Source organism: Lacticaseibacillus thailandensis DSM 22698 = JCM 13996 (genome assembly GCF_001312865.1).
GTDB classification, from domain to species: domain Bacteria; phylum Bacillota; class Bacilli; order Lactobacillales; family Lactobacillaceae; genus Lacticaseibacillus; species Lacticaseibacillus thailandensis.
Map to the genome: position 1 here is coordinate 32,285 of NZ_BBER01000005.1, position 17,338 is coordinate 49,622.

Sequence of the window (17,338 nt, forward strand, 5' to 3'; positions counted from 1 at the left end):
GTGGCCGGCCACTGGCACTGGTTTCCTTCCTCCCTGACTTCGATTTCAGTACATCATTTTTGGTGACTGGCGGAAAAAAACTTGGTGTTACCGGTACTTGGCGCTACGCCAGCGACAAGTAGTCCACGACGCACCTGTGTATTATTGAAAGCGCTTGCGTAGGTGGACCGTTCCCTGTGGTATACTAGAACCGCACTATTTGACAGGAAGATACCAAAGGGAGAGTGTTTATGGCTAGTCCAAACGACTATCGGCCGGTATTGCTAGGCAGTGACGCGACCACCTATGGCATGGCGCGTAACTTCTACGCATTAACCGGGCAGCCCGTGGACGCCTTTGCCCGTAACCAACTCGTACCGACGCGCTGGTCGCACATTGTGCACGTTCACGTGGTACCAGAATTAGATCAAGATGCCACGTTTGTGGCGGCAATGCATGACGTAGCGGCACGGTACGACGAGCAGGACGGACCACTGTTGTTGGTGCTTGCACTGATACGTACGCCGAGTTGGTGGCGCGGCACAAAGACGAATTGGACCCACGGTTTGTTTGTCCCAGCGTCGATTATGATTTACTCAAGCAATTAAATGATAAGGAACAGTTTTACAACCTGTGTGGGGATTATGATCTACCCTACCCAGAAACCAAAATTATTACCCGGGCAATGTACGACAGCGGGGTGGCCATTACGTCACCGTTTAGTTTTCCTGTCATGCTTAAACCTACCGAGTCCGTGGAGTGGCAAGGCATCAACTTTCGGGGTCGGAAAAAGGTGTTTACGATCCACTCCCAGGTGGAGCTCAACACGATCGTGGCCCGTATCTACGAGCAGGATTATAGTTGCGACCTAGTACTACAGGACTTTATTCCGGGGGATGATAGCCACATGCGCGTGATCAACGCGTACGTGGATCAGCAGCATCACGTCAAGCTGATGTCGGTAGGACGGCCGTTACTGGTTGACCCGTCCCCAGCGGCTATTGGGAACGTAATGGCGATGTTGCCAGCATATGATCGCGAGTTGTGCGACCTGGTTCAGCCCTTCCTGGAGGGTATTGGTTACACCGGTTTGGCGAACTTAGACTTGAAGTTTGATGACCGCGACCAGACGTACAAGTTACTTGAGATTAACATGCGGTCAGGCCGTAGCGGTTACTTTCTCACCCTCAACGGCTACAATATTGCCGAGTGGCTGGTGCGGGATTACGTGACCCGTGACCTGGATCAGACCAACACGGTTTACGCACACGACGATCCGCGGCGGGCGTACCTGTGGCTGGGCGTACCGCGGCATATTTTTAAACGGTACACCCCAGACAGCGCGTTGAAGAACCAGGCGTTGACGTTGATCGACCAGGCACATGTGGGCACGACGATTTTTGACCCGCATGACTTTAGCATTCCGCGCTGGGTCCTCTTGCACCGACTATTTTTCGGTTATAATAAACTGTACAAGCGTTATTTTGCTGAACTCAAAGGCAACCTTAAGGAGGTTGAAGCGAATGGTAACTGAAGATGATTTTCAGGTTGAGTCACTACACTTTAAGCGGTTGCTACTGGCGGTCGACGACGATGATGATGAGTCCAGCCGGCGGGCGTTCAACTACGCTTGCACCCTGGCCAAAATCTACGGTATTCCGTTAGGCATCGTGTCGGTGCTGGAAACGGGTGATATGAACATCTTTCAGTCACTGTCACCGGATATCCTGGCGCAGCGGCGGGCAGAAATCACCCACAATCTGGATACCTACGTGGACAAAGCCACGCAGTTCGGGGTTGAGGATGCGCAGCCCATTGTGGCGGAAGGCAAGCCGGGCCGCGTAATCGTTGAAGAAGTAGCGCCGGCATTCAAGCCCGACCTGATCATTGTTGGGACGCATGAGCGCTCCAACAACCACCTGGGCAGTGTGTCTGCGTTTGTCACGCGCAACGCTAAGGCCAGCGTCATCGTGGTACGTTAATTCAGACATTGAATGATAGCCGCCAACACCGGATGGGTGTGGCGGCTATTACTGTTTGGTAGATCAAGTCGATTGGTCAAATATCGGAATTTTAATACCAGTATGAAACCGAAAGTGTTATAAATAACCTGAATCACGGCCCGACATTGAGGACCGCGTAACAACCATAATCACCGCTAGACCACGCATGGGGCGTATCTGTGACACCGCCCCCCTGCTTGTCACGGATATATTGGCGGTATTGATAAAGTGTGGTTTAATGGACAACAAGTAGACATTTACTGGACTGGAGGTGACGGCATGGCAACTGAATATACACGCGAGCAGCAGGCGTTTAGTCGCGAATGTATCCAAGAGGGGTTGTTCCTGCTGATGGAGGACCAGCCACTGGATGAGATTACGGTGAGTGCTATTTCTCAGCGTTCAGGAATTTCCCGGATGGGTTTTTACCGTAATTACAAGTCCAAGCAGGACGTATTGGACGACTACTTTAGCTCCCAGATGGATCATTTGATCGACCAGCTGGGTGAAGTGGAGCCGCTGAACGCGGAAAACATCATTCCCCGTTACTTTGAATTCGTCCGGGATCATTCGACCCGCTTTCGTCTAGCCATTGTGTCCGGTGGGGACCAGATCCTGCATGATTGCTTTGCGCGCACGGTGGGCAAGTTCTTTGACCAGAACGTCAAGCGACCGTGGTTTACCGGGACTTACGCCGAGTTCTGGCAGTCGTTTGTTACCTCAGGGCTTTACGCCGTAACGGTACGGTGGATCGGCGAGAACTTCCTGACGCCAATTCCGGTATTGACGTCGGTGGTCGCCCACCTGGCTGCCCAACCGCCGCGTGATATTTCCAACGTGGCCATTAACTCGACGGCTGATGAAGATGAGTAACCCCACATAGTAATTGACCGCCGGAACTGTACCTAGGTATAGTGCCGGCTTTTTATTTCCGTGTTACTGGGAACTGGAGGATTTACATGACCCCTTACCAACGTTTTGTTCATCACACCCGGGTACGGCGGCTGGCCGTACTGCTCGTTATCGTCATGGTCTTATGGCTGGTCCGTGACCTGATGAGCACGATACTGTTAACGTTCATCTTTACCTTTCTGATTATCCGACTGATTCGCTGGGTGCAGCGGCTCCTCCCACGCCTGCGACCGCTGTTCGTCGTCATTCCGGTGTACTTATTGCTGCTGGCGGCACTGTACTACGTCATTACGCGGTACGCCCCGATGATCGGGGAGCAGAGTTTGCACCTGTTTAATTCGGTCAGCAAGTTTTACAACAGCAAGGCTTTCGATGATAACCAGCTAATCCAGTGGGGGTTGAAGCAGCTATCAAAGATGAACTTGAAGCAACAACTGCAAAACTCCGTCACCACGCTACTCAGCGCGCTCACAAGCATCGGTGGGATGATCGTCACGTTCTTGTTGTCGCTGTTGCTGAGCTTCTTCTACACGATTGAGTTGGATTCGCTCAACGCCTTTGGCCAGAAGTTTTTGGATTCAACGTTCGGCTGGTTCTTTGCCGACGTCAGCTTCTTTGCCAAGAAGTTTATCAATACGTTTGGGATCGTCCTGGAAGCACAAATCGTCATTGCGTTGGTGAACACCACCATCACGGTTATCACCCTCTTATTCATGAAGATGCCGAACATTCCGAGTTTGGGCATCATGGTCTTCCTGTTGTCGCTGATTCCCGTTGCGGGGGCCATTATTTCGGTCGTCCCGCTGTCCATCATCGCGTACACGGTGGGCGGCTGGCAGGACGTCGCGACGATCATCGTGATGATCATCGTCATTCACATCCTGGAATCTTACGTTCTCAACCCGAAGTTTATGAGTAGCCGCACGCAGTTACCGATCTTCTTTACGTTTGTGGTTTTACTGTTTGCTGAGCACATCTGGGGCACCTGGGGTCTGATTGTGGGGATTCCGGTCTTCACCTTCCTGCTCGATATTCTGGGGGTCCAGCAGTCCGGCAAGTCAGGGGCCACGAACAAAGCCGCGGCGCCGGGTCGTGACGTGAGTGACCAGTAGTCGCCGATTAGTGGCGATCACTTTGAAAATAGCTTTGCCGATTACCCCGTTTGCTGGTGGTTTGTCACCGAGTGGGCGGGATTTCGTGCTACCTAGTGGTTCGGTGCGGCTGGTGGCGCCGGCTACAAACGAAGGTGGAACCACTAGGGCAGTTAGTGTAGAATGGGAAGGTAAATGCCAAGCAAGGTTTGGTAACTAAAAAAAGTGAGGTAATTGTTAACATGGCAAAATTGGTTCTGATTCGTCATGGTCAATCCGAATGGAATTTGTCCAACCAGTTCACTGGCTGGCACGATGTTGACCTGTCCGAAAAGGGTGTTGAAGAAGCTAAGGCAGCTGGTAAGAAGCTGAAGGAAGCTGGCATCCAGTTTGATCAGGCTTACACTTCCGTTTTGACCCGTGCAATCAAGACGTTGCACTACGCTCTGGAAGAAGCTGACCAGCTTTGGATTCCAGAAACGAAGACTTGGCGTCTGAACGAACGTCACTATGGCGCTCTGCAGGGCTTGAACAAGAAGGAAACGGCCGAGAAGTACGGTGACGAACAGGTGCACATCTGGCGTCGTTCGTACGACGTGTTGCCACCATTGTTGGATGCTGATGACCCAGAGTCAGCAGCACAAGACCGTCGTTACGCTGACTTGGACCCACGGATCATCCTGGTGGTGAAAACCTCAAGGTCACTCTGGAACGTGTTATCCCATTCTGGGAAGACCACATTGCTCCAGACCTGCTGGCCGGCAAGAACGTTATCATCGCTGCACATGGTAACTCTCTGCGTGCCCTGACTAAGTACATCGAAAACATTTCCGATGCTGACATCATGAACCTCGAAATGGCTACTGGCGAACCAGTTGTCTACGACTTTGATGACAAGCTGAAGGTTACGAACAAGGAAAAGTTAGGCAAGTAATTACCTGATGGATTCGGGAAGCACTCCACTTTCGGGGGGAGTGCTTTTTTTGCGCCATGGGTTGGTCCTTACGGGCGCCCACGTGGCCATGCGCAGGCTCTGCGCGGCTGAAGCGCGCGATTGAGGGCTTGGCCGCGCGGCGATTACAGGTCAGAATGATTGGGGAACGTAGCAATGAGTAGTGAAAGTAGTGAAGTAACGCAGATTGAAATGATTCGGATCATCAAGCAGTTTCGGCAACAAGGGTTTCAAGGCAAATACGGTGCCATGCAGCGGGTCGCGGGGAGTGACCACGAGTACTTTGTGGCGCTGACAGACGCGCAGACCGCGATGACCGGACTATTTCGGATCGACCTCACTAGTAACCAGATTGAATTTCAGTACATGCTCGACGAGGACCACGTCTTCGCGGCAGACTAACAACAGTACCACCGTAACGGGGTCCCTCGAGAAGAGGGGCCCCGTTTTTTTGCCGGTGGGCGGTTGGACCCGATGTAAAACCCGTGATTGACCGATACAAAGACAACACACTTCTTTACGTACGCATGCAGCGTTCCGTTACACGCCCCGGCTATCATTATCTTTGTAATCGGGATGGTTCTTGTTAATGCACGAAGAAAGAGGTAATTGCTGATGAAGTTAAGTAAGCTTGTCACTGTCGCCGTTGCCTTGGGCGCCATTGTAGTTGGTGGGGTGGTGGCCCATAACGGTACAGTTCAGGTTCACGCGGCCACGGTTTCAGGAAAAACGATCGCCGTGGGGTCAACGGCATTACAGCCGCTGGTTGAGCAGGCCGCGAAGGATTTCCAAACGAGTCACCCTCAGGTTAACCTGTCAGTCCAGGGCGGTGGATCTGGTACTGGCCTCAGCCAGGTGCAGGATGGTTCCGTGGAAATTGGGAACTCGGACATCTTTGCCGCTCAGCAGACGGGCATCAAGGCGGGCAAATTGGTGGACCACAAAGTAGCGGTAGTCGGTATGGCGCCAGTGGTCAACAAGGACGTGAGTGTTCACTCGCTAACCATGAAGCAGTTGCGCGAAGTCTTTACGGGCAAAGTCACCAACTGGAAGCAGTTGGGCGGCGCAAACCAAACCATCGTGGTAGTGAACCGTGCGGCCGGTAGTGGTACCCGAGCCACCTTTGAAAATGCCGTCCTGAAGGGGGCCACGGCCATTAAGACGCAGGAGCAGGATTCTAACGGCGCCGTGCAGAAGGTAGTTGAAAGCACGCCGGGCGCAATCAGCTATCTCGCCTTTGCTTACGTTAATCACGGTCTGCGGGCGGTCAACGTTAACGGTGTTAAGCCCACCGCGGCCAACGTCGCAACGAACAAGTGGCGCATCTGGTCCTACGAACACATGTACACGCCAAAGGGCAAGGACAACAAGGCTGCTGATGCATTCATCAAGTATATCCAGTCCAAGAAGGTCCAGAACACCTTGGTTAAGAAGTTAGGCTACATCAGTATTTCCAAGATGCACGTTCAGATGAACGCGCACAACAAGGTAACGAAGATCCGTTAAGGGGGGATGCCAGCGGCAATCCATTGATTTCTGCCGATTTGTGGATGTTAAGCCCGAACTGTCATTTATACGCTAAAAGCCGCTCAGGGATGGGCGGCTTTTGGTATGTGGTGATAAATTTACGGGTAGATGCTGCCTAATAAGGTAGGTCGTGTTCAAGGGTTTCGTCGAGTAACTTGGTGTCGGACCCAAGCCATAGATTGTAGCGCTTGGGGTGTACGCTCGCGCAATCGCAATATGCCGCTGGTGCCTGAGCAATCAACATCTGCAAGGTTTCTGACTTGTTGGTAAACTTCGTCGTACGTGAGTTGGTGGTCGGGCATTGTGTTTCAGCTCCGTCTTTGAGCTGATCCGAATATTGATCGAATTGGCGACTGAGTAAAGGAGTAATGCATGGCGATGTTCGCGCTGATTTGTTGCCCTCTTTTATGACTGGTTTTTTTTGCTGTAAATATGGCAAGCATGCGGTTACAATTAAGGGAGTTAACTAATGGCTCATGGTGATGGAGGGATATTATGACCGAAATGAATTTTGCACGTAAATCGATTCAGAGTTTGCTGACCGAGAATTCCAACTTTGCAGTTCCAGCTTACCAACGCGGTTATGCGTGGGATGTTAACCAGTGGGAGGACTTCTGGTCGGATCTGCAGGAAGTTGTAAGCAGCGATGAGGATGACCATTTTCTGGGCCAAGTTGTTGTTAACAATCTTGACGGACGTGCATACATCGTTGATGGCCAACAGCGCGTAACGACCGTAGTAATCATGTTGGCGCTTCTCCGTGACCAGTTTGCGCACCTAACTGACAGTCCTAAAGCACAGGTTCGTGCCGAAGATATTCAAAATGATTTGATTTGTCGTAATGGCAACTATGTTTTCACACAGTCTGAGCAACTCAGTGACTACTTTCGGCAATTAATTCAGGTGCCCAATGAATTTGAGGCGTATAGCAAGCAGGCTAAAATTGATAGCGAAAAGAATTTTGTTAAGGCCTATAATTACTTCAATAATAAAATTCAAGCCGCATTTAAGACGCGCAAAACTATTCCTGAACGTTTAGAATATTTGGAATTGCAAAAGAAGATGCTGCTGGAGCATGAATTTGTGATGCTAATTTCTACCAACGATGAGTCTAGTGCGTTCATTATTTTTGAAACCCTCAATGCGCGTGGGCGTGATCTCGATAGCTCGGACTTACTTAAAAACCATTTGTTCCGCAAAGCTAAGGGTGATGATACCATCAAGCATTATTGGGATCAGATGATGGATCCTTTGGGGTATAGTTCGTCAGTTGCGACTAAATTTATACGTTCATACTGGAACGCAACTGAACCGTTTACCACGGAAAAGAAATTGTACCGGTCACTTAGCCAAAAAAATTCAGACTGCCAACGAAGCTCGTGAATTTGTTAAAAAAACTTGCCGAATTGTCTGACTTTTATGTGTCAATCTCCGATCCCAGAAAAGAATCCATCTTTAGTGACCAAGTCGTTATCCGAAATCTTTATGTGCTGAATTTGTTGGGCGCAAAAACTTTCTACCCGCTAATTTTGGTTATGATTGATCGTGATGATACCTTCAATGAACATGATATTGGGGTAGTTTTATTTAAAGTTATTTCCTTTACGGTTCGCAATTTTACAATTGGTGGCCTTGTTGCCAACCAGTATGAGAAGTCCTTTGCAACCATCGCCAATAATCTTTATCGGGGCAGTATTAATACAGTTGCTGAAATTAATCACGCTATCTCGGAGCAAATGACCTCTGATAGGCAGTTTGCCAACGACATCCTTACCGCTTCAGTTAAAACTGAACGAGCAGCGAAGTACATTTTGTCAGAACTTGCATATAGTAACGAAGTTGAAGACATCGATCTGAATGACGTGAAGGTGTTGGAGTTGAATGCGAATGTTGAAGATAGTGATCGTATTGGTAACAAGTTCTTGTTAACTAAAGAAGAGAATAGAAAGGCCAAGCGTTCATTGCGGGCAAAGGCCGACACGGTTGCACATGCCAAGTTTGCGGAGACTCGTAGCCTTGCTGAGAAAGTTAATACTATCGATAGTGATGGTATTGATGCACGGCAAGCTGCGTGGGCGCAAATGGCTGTTACCGTTTGGGCTAGATAAGGCCCACCTCAGGGTCTTATTGCCAATCTGTGGTTCATAATTATGCGACGCTACTAAGGCGTTTATTATTAGACCAATTTTATGTACACCAACGGCCCGGCGCCGTCACCATGCGTGACGTGCACCGGGCCGTTTGGGCGTGATTGTTAATTTGGTGCGGCGGGACACCCTGCCGTGTCCCGTGGACGATTACTTTGTGGTGCTAATAACGATTTGGCCGTTAACCAGGTCGGCCTGCAGCTGTTTAGCATCCAGGTGGTCGAGGTAGAAGTCCGTGACCTTATCGCGGATATTCCGTTCGATGACCCGGCGCAGTGGCCGTGCACCCATGGCTTCGTCATAGCCCTGTTCAATCAGCCAGTTCTTCGCGTCGTCACTGACCGTCAACGTGATGTGCTTCTTCGCCAACGTGGTGTTCACGTCTGTCAACATCAGGTCCACGATCTTGCTCAAGTCATCCTTGGTCAGGTGGCTGAACTCAACGATGCCGTTAAACCGGTTGAGAAATTCAGGACGGAAGTATGGTGCTAGCCGCTTCATCAGTGGCAAGTCCTTGTCCTGCTTGCCAGTCAAGGCTTCTTCACCAAAGCCGGCATTGGAAGTCGCGATGATAACCGTGTTCTTAAAGTTGACCACGTTGCCCTGACCATCCGTCAGACGGCCGTCATCCATGACTTGCAACAGTAGCGTCAATACCTGTGGGTCGGCCTTTTCGATTTCATCGAAGAGGACGATGGAGTATGGGTTCCGACGAACCTTTTCCGTCAGGGTGTTGCCGTTATCGCCGTAGCCCACGTAACCGGCAGTGGTCCCAATCAGCTTCGAAACCGCGGTCCGGTCGGAGTACTCGGACATGTCTAGCCGGATGATGGCATCCTTATTGCCGAAGAGGTCGCGGGCGAGTTGCTTGGCCAGTTCGGTCTTACCGACACCGGTTGGACCAACGAACAGGAAGCTACCAATTGGCCGGTTACCCTCGTCAAAGCCGGCACGGTTCCGCCGGATGGCACGGGCTGCCATGTCTACGGCTTCGTCTTGGCCGATGACCTTACCCTTGAGCCGGTCACCGATACCTTTGAGCCGCTCAATGTCGGATGCACCCATCTGGCGACCGGAATCCCGGTCAGCCGTTCAACGGCGGCGGCGACGTCATTTGGCGTGGCCGTAGCTGCTTGGTATCCGCATCGCCGTGGTCGAGCTGCTGCTGAGCCTGTTCCAGTTCGGTCTTCAGCTTAGCGGCCTGTTCGAAGTCTTCCTTCTTGGCCGCGGCGTCCTTCTGTTCGTTGAGGGACTTGATGCGGTCCTCCAGGGCGACTTTGTCCATGACCGGATGCTTAGCGGCTAGGTGTGCCGCCGTCATGTCCAGCAGGTCGATGGCCTTGTCCGGTAGGGAGCGCTGTGGAATGTACTGTACGGAGTAGTCCACAGCGGCGTGCAGTACGTCGTCAGGTAACTGGACGTGGTGATGCTGTTCGTACAGCTTGCGGACACCCTGCAAAATCTTAAAGGTGTCGGCTGGACTTGGGGCATTGATCGTCACGTCGTTGAAGCGCCGTGCCAATGCCGCGTCCTTCATGATGGTGTTACGGTATTCGTCCTGGGTCGTGGCCCCAATCACGGTGATATCCCCACGGGAAAGGGCGGGCTTAATGATGTCGGCCATACCCTTACTGCCGTTTTCTTCACCGCCGGTAGCGCCGGCGCCCAGAACCTGGTGGATTTCGTCAAAGAACAGGATAACGTTCCCTGCGGCTTTGACTTCCTTAATTAATTCCTGAATGTTCTGTTCAAAGGAGCCCCGGTATTGCGTCCCGGCTTCGAGGCTCGAGAGGTCAATCGAATAAATCTGCTTGTCCTTCACGGACTCAGGGACGTTACCTGCAACAATTGCTTGGGCCAGGCCTTCAACAACCGCGGTCTTACCAACACCGGCATCACCGACGAGAATCGGGTTGTTCTTAGTCCGCCGGCTCAGGACTTCGGCGGTCTCCTGAATTTCGTGTTCCCGCCCGATGACCGGGTCGAGCAGACCTTCTTTGGCTTCCGCCGTCAAGTTTCGACCAAGCTTTTCGAGAATGCCGCCCTTCTTGGTTGCCGATTCGCCAGTCTGCTGGACGGGAATCTCGTTGGCGGACTGGACGGGCAACTTGCCGGTGGCGCGGTACTGGGCGAACTCGTCGGGGGTCATTTCGTGGCCGTTGACGATGTAACGGGCAGAACCGTCACTACCCATGCGACGCATTACTTGGTTGAAGAAATCATCCATATCGTTGTTAAAAAAATGGGTCTGAAAACTGTGCCATATTACGTTCCTCCTTGAGGGTTGAGTATTTGCTAGGTTTAGTAAACAGGAGTTGCAGTGAGCGTACACCACTCAGGGCATGGAAAAAGGTATCACCGACGTGGGCGGTACCTTGCTGCTGCTTATTAAACTGGCATCCGCAAACAAGTTGCCTAACGTCGTCCTCTTGTTTACATAATGTATTATCGCACCTGTTTAGCACTCTGTCAACTAGAGTGCTAAAAATATGTCAACTTGTTATTTGAAGTGGCGCCAACAAGAGCCCAACGCAAAAAAAGCGGCCGGACTTTACGGCAAGTCCGACCGCTAGTAATGGTAGAGCTATTCGCGTTATAGAACGGGTGACAATAAGCGCGAGAAGAGTTGCTTGAACCGGAGCCAACGTCCTTGCGCTGCAATCATGCGGTCGGTCAGTTCGGTGCAGTCTTCCATGTCGCTTTGGTAAATGTCAGCCAACTGCCGCACAATGCTGTGGTCGTACATGAACGTATTGATTTCGAAATTAAGGCTGTAGGAGCGGAAGTCCTGGTTGGCACTCCCGACGCTCGCCATGTCGTCATCCACCAGCATGGTCTTAGCGTGCAGAAAACCGTTGTTGTAAATGTACACGTGGACGCCAAACTGGTGCAGGTAGTTGGCGTAGTACTGTGTCGCCCGGTAGATGAACGGGTGGTCGGGCATGCACGGAATCATGATGCGCACATCGATCCCGGCGGCCGCGGCCATCCGCAACGCCGTGATGACGGCGTCGTCAGGTACGAGGTACGGACTTTGAATCCAGACCCGCCGGCGAGCCGCGTTGATCAGTTTGATGTAACCCAGCTTAATTTGTTCGGTACTGGAATCGGGACCACTGGTCACCAGCTGCATGCTGGTGGTGCCAGAGATTTCTTTGTCCGGGGTGGGAAAGTAGCGGAGGTCATACTGCAGGTGGTCGGCTTGGCCCACGGAGGAGTTCCAGTCCATGATGAACCGCACTTGCAGTAACTGTGCCCCATGGCCGACAATTCGCAGATGGGTATCACGCCAGTAACCGAACTTGGGGGCCCGCCCGAGGTATTGGTCACCAACGTTAAACCCGCCCGTGTAACCAATTTTACCGTCGATGACCACGATTTTCCGGTGATCATGGTAGTTTAACCGGAAGCTCACGATGGCATTACGGCTAGTGACAAAGGGGACGGTTTTCCCGCCCGCGTCGTGGAGGGGCTTAAACCAGTGGTGGGTGGTGCCGTGGGAGCCAAAGGCATCGTAGACTACCCGCACTTCGACGCCTTGACGGGCCTTTTCGACGAGTAAGTCACGCAACTGGGTACCAATTTTGTCCGGGTAGAACGTGTAATATTCGATGTGAATACTGTGGCGTGCCGCCTTAATGTCGGCAAACATGCGCGCAAATTTATCGTTACCATCCGTGATAATCTCGATGGCGTTGCGCCGAATGAGTGGGGCGTTATCTAACTGGCGGAACATTTCGACCGTTGAGGCGCGGTGCTGTGTAATTTCGTCGGTATCCGTACGTTTTAACCGGGGGAGGCTATCCCGCTGGGTATCGATGACTTCTTTGAGCCCAATCCGGTCGGCTGTGCGCAGGCGGAAAAGCTTGGTGTTGCCCAGTCCGCGGCCCGTAAAGAGGTACAGAATAAAGCCGAACACCGGTATAACGACTAGCACCAGGAGCCATGCCCAAGTGGCGGCAATATTACGCTGCGCGTGGAAAACGGTGATGATCGCCGCAACCCAGTCCAACAGCACGATAGCTAGAATAATCCAGTTGACAATCTGCATAAAATAACCCTTTCACTTGACGTTTACGCAGGTAAGTATACCACGCTGATGCTGGCCATCCCATTGGTAGTTGGTGGGATGTACGTCCCAGTCGCGGAAGTGGCGGATTACATCTGGGGCGGGAGACGTACCGCCCCCACGAATTGGATCCAAAGGTAACCACCCATGGTGCAACGGGGACGATTATGCTACATTAGATGAAGATAAGGTTTTAGTGAAATTATGGCGGGGCCATGTAGCTCCGCCTCATTTTACGTTGGGGGAGGTTGTTGCTATGCGGGTCCTTTGGCCATACTTGCGCCGGCATGCCGGTACCGCCGCTGGGGCGGTTATTACCACGATTTTGCAAGCCGCTGCCATTCTGTGGCAGCCATTTCTATTGCAGAAGGTGTTGGCGGCCATCATCGCTAACCAGCAGGCGACCGTACTCACTTTGGGGTTACAGTTGCTGCTGGTGGCACTGCTAGGCATCGTTGCTGGCATCTTCAATACCGTTTGGGCTGCCCAAACGCCGTGCGGGTTGCCGCAGATATGCGTACGGACTTGTATCAGCGCATTCAACGCTTTGCCTACGCCGATATTGAGGCCTTTAGTGCGTCATCCCTTGGTGTGCGCATGACCAACGACATTAACCAGGTGCAGATGCTCGTCATGTCGATCCTCCAGATCGTTTTGCGGGTCCCCATCACCTTTGCGGGCGCCCTCGCGCTAGCGTTGCTGGCCATTCCTGACCTCTGGTGGTTGCTCCTAGCCATGATTGTGGTGATTGGCGCTCTGGGGGCCTTTATGACCGTCAAAATGGGGGGCTACTTTGGCAAAATTCAACACTACATTGATGAAGTGAACACCATCGCGCGTGAAAACATGATGGGTGTGCGCGTCGTGAAGAGTTTTAACCAGGAAAACGCGCAGATGGCTAAGTTTAACCACGCATCTGGTTTGATGGAGACGCTGAGCATCAAGATTGGGTATGCCTTCGCCGTGATGGTTCCCGGGTTCTTCATGATTGCCAACGTTGTTGTTGGTGTTGCTGTGCTACTCATTGGGAACCAAATTACCAGTCATCCGGCATACTTAGCCGTTATTTCGTCGTTTGTGGGGTACGTGCTCCAGATTTTGTACGCCCTGATGAACGCGGCGTTTATCGCCACCGGGGCGACGCGGGCCTTTGTTTCCCTTGGGCGGATTGGTGAGGTGCTACGGCACGCGCCGTCGATGCTGTTTCCTAACCGGGCGCCCGTGTTGAACCTCGACGGCGGGATCGAGTTGCGGAACGTCACGTTCACCTATCCGGGTGACGACGAACCCGTGCTCAAAAATATCAGCTTCAAAGTCCAACCAGGTGAGATGCTCGGCATCGTGGGTGCGACTGGGAGTGGCAAGTCCACGCTGGCGCAATTACTAGGGCGATTATTCGATCCCGACACCGGTGCCATTTTAGTGGGCGGTCACGACCTACGGGAACTAAACCCACGGAGTATCCGCAAAGCCGTGGCGGTGGTGCTGCAGCGGTCGACGCTGTTTTCGGGTACGATTGCCAGCAATTTGCGGCAAGTTCGGCCGGACGCCACGGTAGCCGACATGGAGTGGGCGGCCAAGATTGCCCAAGCAGCCGAGTTCATCGACCAGCTACCTGAGCGTTTCGACGCGCCCGTGGACGAGCGGGCGGCAAACTTTTCTGGTGGGCAGAAGCAACGGTTGAGCATTACCCGCGGTCTAATTGGGCAGCCAGCCGTACTGGTGCTCGACGACGCGACCAGTGCGTTGGATGCGCGTAGTGAAAAGCGGGTGCAAGAAGCATTGGCGCGGGACCTCGGCCACATGACGACGGTTATTATTGCGGAAAAGATTTCGTCCGTGATGCACGCCGACCGTATTTTGGTCATGGATCACGGTCGCGTGGTCGGCAACGGGACGCATGCCGAGCTGGCGGCGACAAACCGGGTCTACCAAACTATTCTGGATTCGCAGCGTAACACTGAGGAGGTGGGCTAAATGCAAAGTGATTTTCAAATTGCACGTCATTACTTTGGCCACTACCTCAAGCCGTACCCGTGGCAATTGATCATCAGTGTGCTGACTGTGGCCATTTACTGCGGCGCAGCGGTATACACCCCCATTTTACTGGGTCACGCGGTGACGCAACTGACCACCGTACTGGCTGAGTTTCGCGCTCATCAAACCGTCGTTATGGCACCCTTTATCCGGACGGCAGCGACGATGATTACCATTAACGTGGTGGCAGGATTTGCGGATTGCGCCACCTCAGCCATTTTGGGCTGGGTCGCCGGTGTATCAACCTCCCGTATGCGGAGCGAACTATTCGCCAAAATGCAGCGAATTGGGGTCAGCTATTTTGACCGGACTGAGGACGGGGACTTACTGGCCCGGTTTACCAGCGATCTCGATAACATTTTTAATGCCATGAACCAAGTGTTTGTCAACAGTTTCTATTGGTTTGGTTCCCTGATAGGGGTCCTGATCATGATGTTTTCTAGTAACGTCATGATGGGCGTCGTGACGATCATTACTACGCCACTGGCGGTTTTGGTGTGCTGGTTCGTCATCACACACGCCAGCCGGGCGGTCAACGAGCAACAGCGTGCCGTTGGGGCGCTGAACGGCTACATTAATGAACAAATTACCGGTCAGAAGGTCATTATCACCAACGGTTTGCAACAACCGTCAATTGCCGGCTTTACCAGCCGCAACGCGACGGTGCTGCAAGCGGCCCAGCGCGGGCAAATTTGGGCTGGGATGCTGATGCCGGTCATGTCGGGGCTGATGCTCCTGAATACGGCCATCGTTATCTTCTTTGGTAGTTGGTACGTACTGCAGGGCAACATGGCGCTGGGGACCGGGCTGGCCGTGGTGGCCGTCTTTGTCCAGTATGCTCAGCAGTATTATCAGCCAATCATTCAGTTGACCAGCGTGTATAACATCATCCAGCAGGCCGTCACTGGTGCTCGGCGCGTGAGCGAAGTCTTTGCGCAGCCCGATGAGGTCCGGTCCACCGATGGCAAAGTGATTGACGGGGTGCACCACGGCGTTAAGTTGACCGACGTCCACTTTGGCTACCTGCCAGGTGTCGAGATCTTGCACGGCATCAATATTGATGCGCCACGCGGGCACATGGTGGCGCTGGTGGGGCCGACCGGTTCGGGGAAGACCACCGTAATGAACCTGCTCAACCGTTTTTACGATGTCGATACCGGGAGCATTACCATTGATGGCACCGACATTCGCGCACTCGAACTTACCAGCCTGCGGAACAACGTCGGCATCGTGCTACAGGATCCGCAGTTGTTTTCGGGCACCATCCGGGATAACATTCGTTTTGGTGATCCTGATGCTGGGGATGCGGCTGTGATCAACGCCGCCCAGCAGGCCCGCATCCACGATTACATCATGACGTTGCCCGATGGCTACGATACGCTAATTACGGATGAACAGTCCGTCTTCTCTGCCGGACAAAAACAACTGCTGAGTATCGCGCGGACGATTTTGACCGACCCGCCGGTATTGATCATGGACGAGGCCACCAGCAACGTGGATACCGTCACCGAGGCGCAGCTGCAGGCAGCGATGAATGCCGTCACGCGTGGGCGTACCAGCTTTCTGATTGCTCACCGGTTGCGGACCATCGTGCATGCGGATGAGATTGACGTGTTGCGCCATGGCACTATTATTGAACGTGGCACCCATGCGGAATTGATGGCAGCGAACGGCTTTTACGCCCAGTTGTACCGGGACCAGATGCCGGAGTTGGCGACCAACGCGTGAGGGCGCTATTTGCTGGGGCACGAGCACTGGCTGAAACGCAGTTGTCCCAATTGACACCAACGGGCGACTGCATTATTATCATTGGGTCGAGAAAAGGTGAGTGGTAACTCACCTAGATGCTGGGAGGCGATGGTGTGCGGTGGTTACGAACGGATTGGTCAAGCCGGCGTGGGCGTGTCGTCACCATCATCGTCGCACTCGTGCTAGTGGCCATTCTTGGTTACCGTTACTGGGACCAGTTGAATGCCCTCTGGCGGTCGGCGCGCCACTACAAAGCCTGGTTGCTGGCCATGCGGACGTTAGGTCCCGTTGACCTCCTGATTTTTACCGCCTTATTGGTCATTATGGCGAACATCCCGGGAGTACCCATTTCGGTGCTGGCATTCTTTGGTGGTGTTTGTTTTGGCCATTGGCGGGGGTTCATGGTGGACGCCGTGGGGATGACCTGTGGCAACATGCTACAGACCTACTTGTTTGGTCAGGTCGGTCGGAAGCGGCAACCGCCGGATACGTGGCTGTACCGCTTACTCGTCAATGCTCGACGGCCCGAAATTGTGCTGGCGATCGGCTATGCGGTGCCCATGATTCCCACGATGTTTGTTAACGTGGCGGCTAACCGGGTGACCATTACCCGGCGACGTTACGTTGCGGCGTGCGTCCTGGGCACCAGCACCGTGGCCTTTGTGTACGCGTTTGGTGGTGACCTGGTTACAAGTGGGCAGTGGCCGGACGTTTTGGTGGTCGTGATCGTGGCGTGCGTGGCGGCGGCGATTGCGTGGGCTTTCACCCGTGTACGGCGGCATGTGCATAATACTAAATAAATGATTTGCGGGCGTTGTCTGGTTGCAGACAGCGCCTTTTTTTTGTGATTTTCCTTGACCCTCACCATGGTT

Annotated in this window: 11 protein-coding genes and 4 pseudogenes; 13 read left to right on the forward strand and 2 right to left on the reverse strand. The window is 52.9% G+C overall.

Features of this window, described 5'->3' with window-relative positions; translation table 11 throughout:
* Positions 1-230 precede the first annotated feature (230 nt).
* From JCM13996_RS07810 to JCM13996_RS07850, 9 genes and pseudogenes are all read left to right on the forward strand, one after another.
* Positions 231-1,513 (forward strand): annotated as a pseudogene (locus JCM13996_RS07810) (carboxylate--amine ligase).
* A complete protein-coding gene (locus tag JCM13996_RS07815) occupies positions 1,503-1,961 on the forward strand; it encodes a universal stress protein (RefSeq protein ID WP_054750704.1) in 459 nt (152 codons plus the stop codon). Before JCM13996_RS07810 ends, JCM13996_RS07815 begins: the two are co-directional and overlap by 11 nt.
* A gap of 300 nt (positions 1,962-2,261) precedes the next feature.
* Positions 2,262-2,855, forward strand: a complete 594-nt coding sequence (locus tag JCM13996_RS07820; RefSeq protein WP_054750705.1) for a TetR/AcrR family transcriptional regulator — start codon at positions 2,262-2,264, stop codon at positions 2,853-2,855.
* Positions 2,856-2,941: 86 nt separating this feature from the next.
* Positions 2,942-4,006 carry an AI-2E family transporter gene (locus tag JCM13996_RS07825; RefSeq protein WP_054750706.1) on the forward strand — a complete coding sequence of 355 codons (1,065 nt, stop codon included), beginning with the start codon at positions 2,942-2,944 and terminating at the stop codon, positions 4,004-4,006.
* 221 nt (positions 4,007-4,227) lie between these two features.
* Positions 4,228-4,919 (forward strand): annotated as a pseudogene (locus JCM13996_RS07830) (2,3-diphosphoglycerate-dependent phosphoglycerate mutase).
* Positions 4,920-5,093: 174 nt separating this feature from the next.
* The gene (locus JCM13996_RS07835) at positions 5,094-5,339 is read left to right on the forward strand and encodes a hypothetical protein (RefSeq protein ID WP_054750707.1); all 246 of its coding nucleotides are present in this window, start codon (positions 5,094-5,096) and stop codon (positions 5,337-5,339) included.
* Positions 5,340-5,552: 213 nt separating this feature from the next.
* Positions 5,553-6,443 carry a phosphate ABC transporter substrate-binding protein PstS family protein gene (locus JCM13996_RS07840; protein ID WP_054750708.1) on the forward strand — a complete coding sequence of 297 codons (891 nt, stop codon included), beginning with the start codon at positions 5,553-5,555 and terminating at the stop codon, positions 6,441-6,443.
* Positions 6,444-6,959: 516 nt separating this feature from the next.
* Positions 6,960-7,847, forward strand: coding sequence for a DUF262 domain-containing protein (locus JCM13996_RS07845; protein ID WP_054750709.1), 888 nt, complete (start codon positions 6,960-6,962; stop codon positions 7,845-7,847).
* Positions 7,848-7,849: 2 nt separating this feature from the next.
* On the forward strand, positions 7,850-8,572 hold the full coding sequence (locus tag JCM13996_RS07850; protein ID WP_054750710.1) for a hypothetical protein: 723 nt from the start codon (positions 7,850-7,852) through the stop codon (positions 8,570-8,572).
* A 189-nt stretch (positions 8,573-8,761) separates the two neighbouring features.
* Here the strand turns inward: JCM13996_RS07850 and JCM13996_RS07855 are convergent.
* Positions 8,762-10,875, reverse strand: a pseudogene (locus tag JCM13996_RS07855) (AAA family ATPase).
* Positions 10,876-11,204: 329 nt separating this feature from the next.
* Positions 11,205-12,662, reverse strand: a complete 1,458-nt coding sequence (cls, locus tag JCM13996_RS07860) for a cardiolipin synthase (protein ID WP_054750711.1) — start codon at positions 12,660-12,662, stop codon at positions 11,205-11,207.
* Positions 12,663-13,154: 492 nt separating this feature from the next.
* On the opposite strand from cls, the pseudogene JCM13996_RS12630 reads away from it, so the two are divergent.
* From JCM13996_RS12630 to JCM13996_RS07875, 4 genes and pseudogenes are all read left to right on the forward strand, one after another.
* A pseudogene (locus JCM13996_RS12630) lies at positions 13,155-13,667 on the forward strand (ABC transporter transmembrane domain-containing protein); the annotation flags it as partial.
* A gap of 342 nt (positions 13,668-14,009) precedes the next feature.
* On the forward strand, positions 14,010-14,657 hold the full coding sequence (locus JCM13996_RS12635; protein WP_305068998.1) for an ABC transporter ATP-binding protein: 648 nt from the start codon (positions 14,010-14,012) through the stop codon (positions 14,655-14,657).
* Positions 14,658-16,445, forward strand: coding sequence for an ABC transporter ATP-binding protein (locus JCM13996_RS07870; RefSeq protein WP_054750712.1), 1,788 nt, complete (start codon positions 14,658-14,660; stop codon positions 16,443-16,445).
* Positions 16,446-16,579: 134 nt separating this feature from the next.
* The gene (locus JCM13996_RS07875) at positions 16,580-17,266 is read left to right on the forward strand and encodes a VTT domain-containing protein (protein WP_054750713.1); all 687 of its coding nucleotides are present in this window, start codon (positions 16,580-16,582) and stop codon (positions 17,264-17,266) included.
* Positions 17,267-17,338 lie beyond the last annotated feature (72 nt).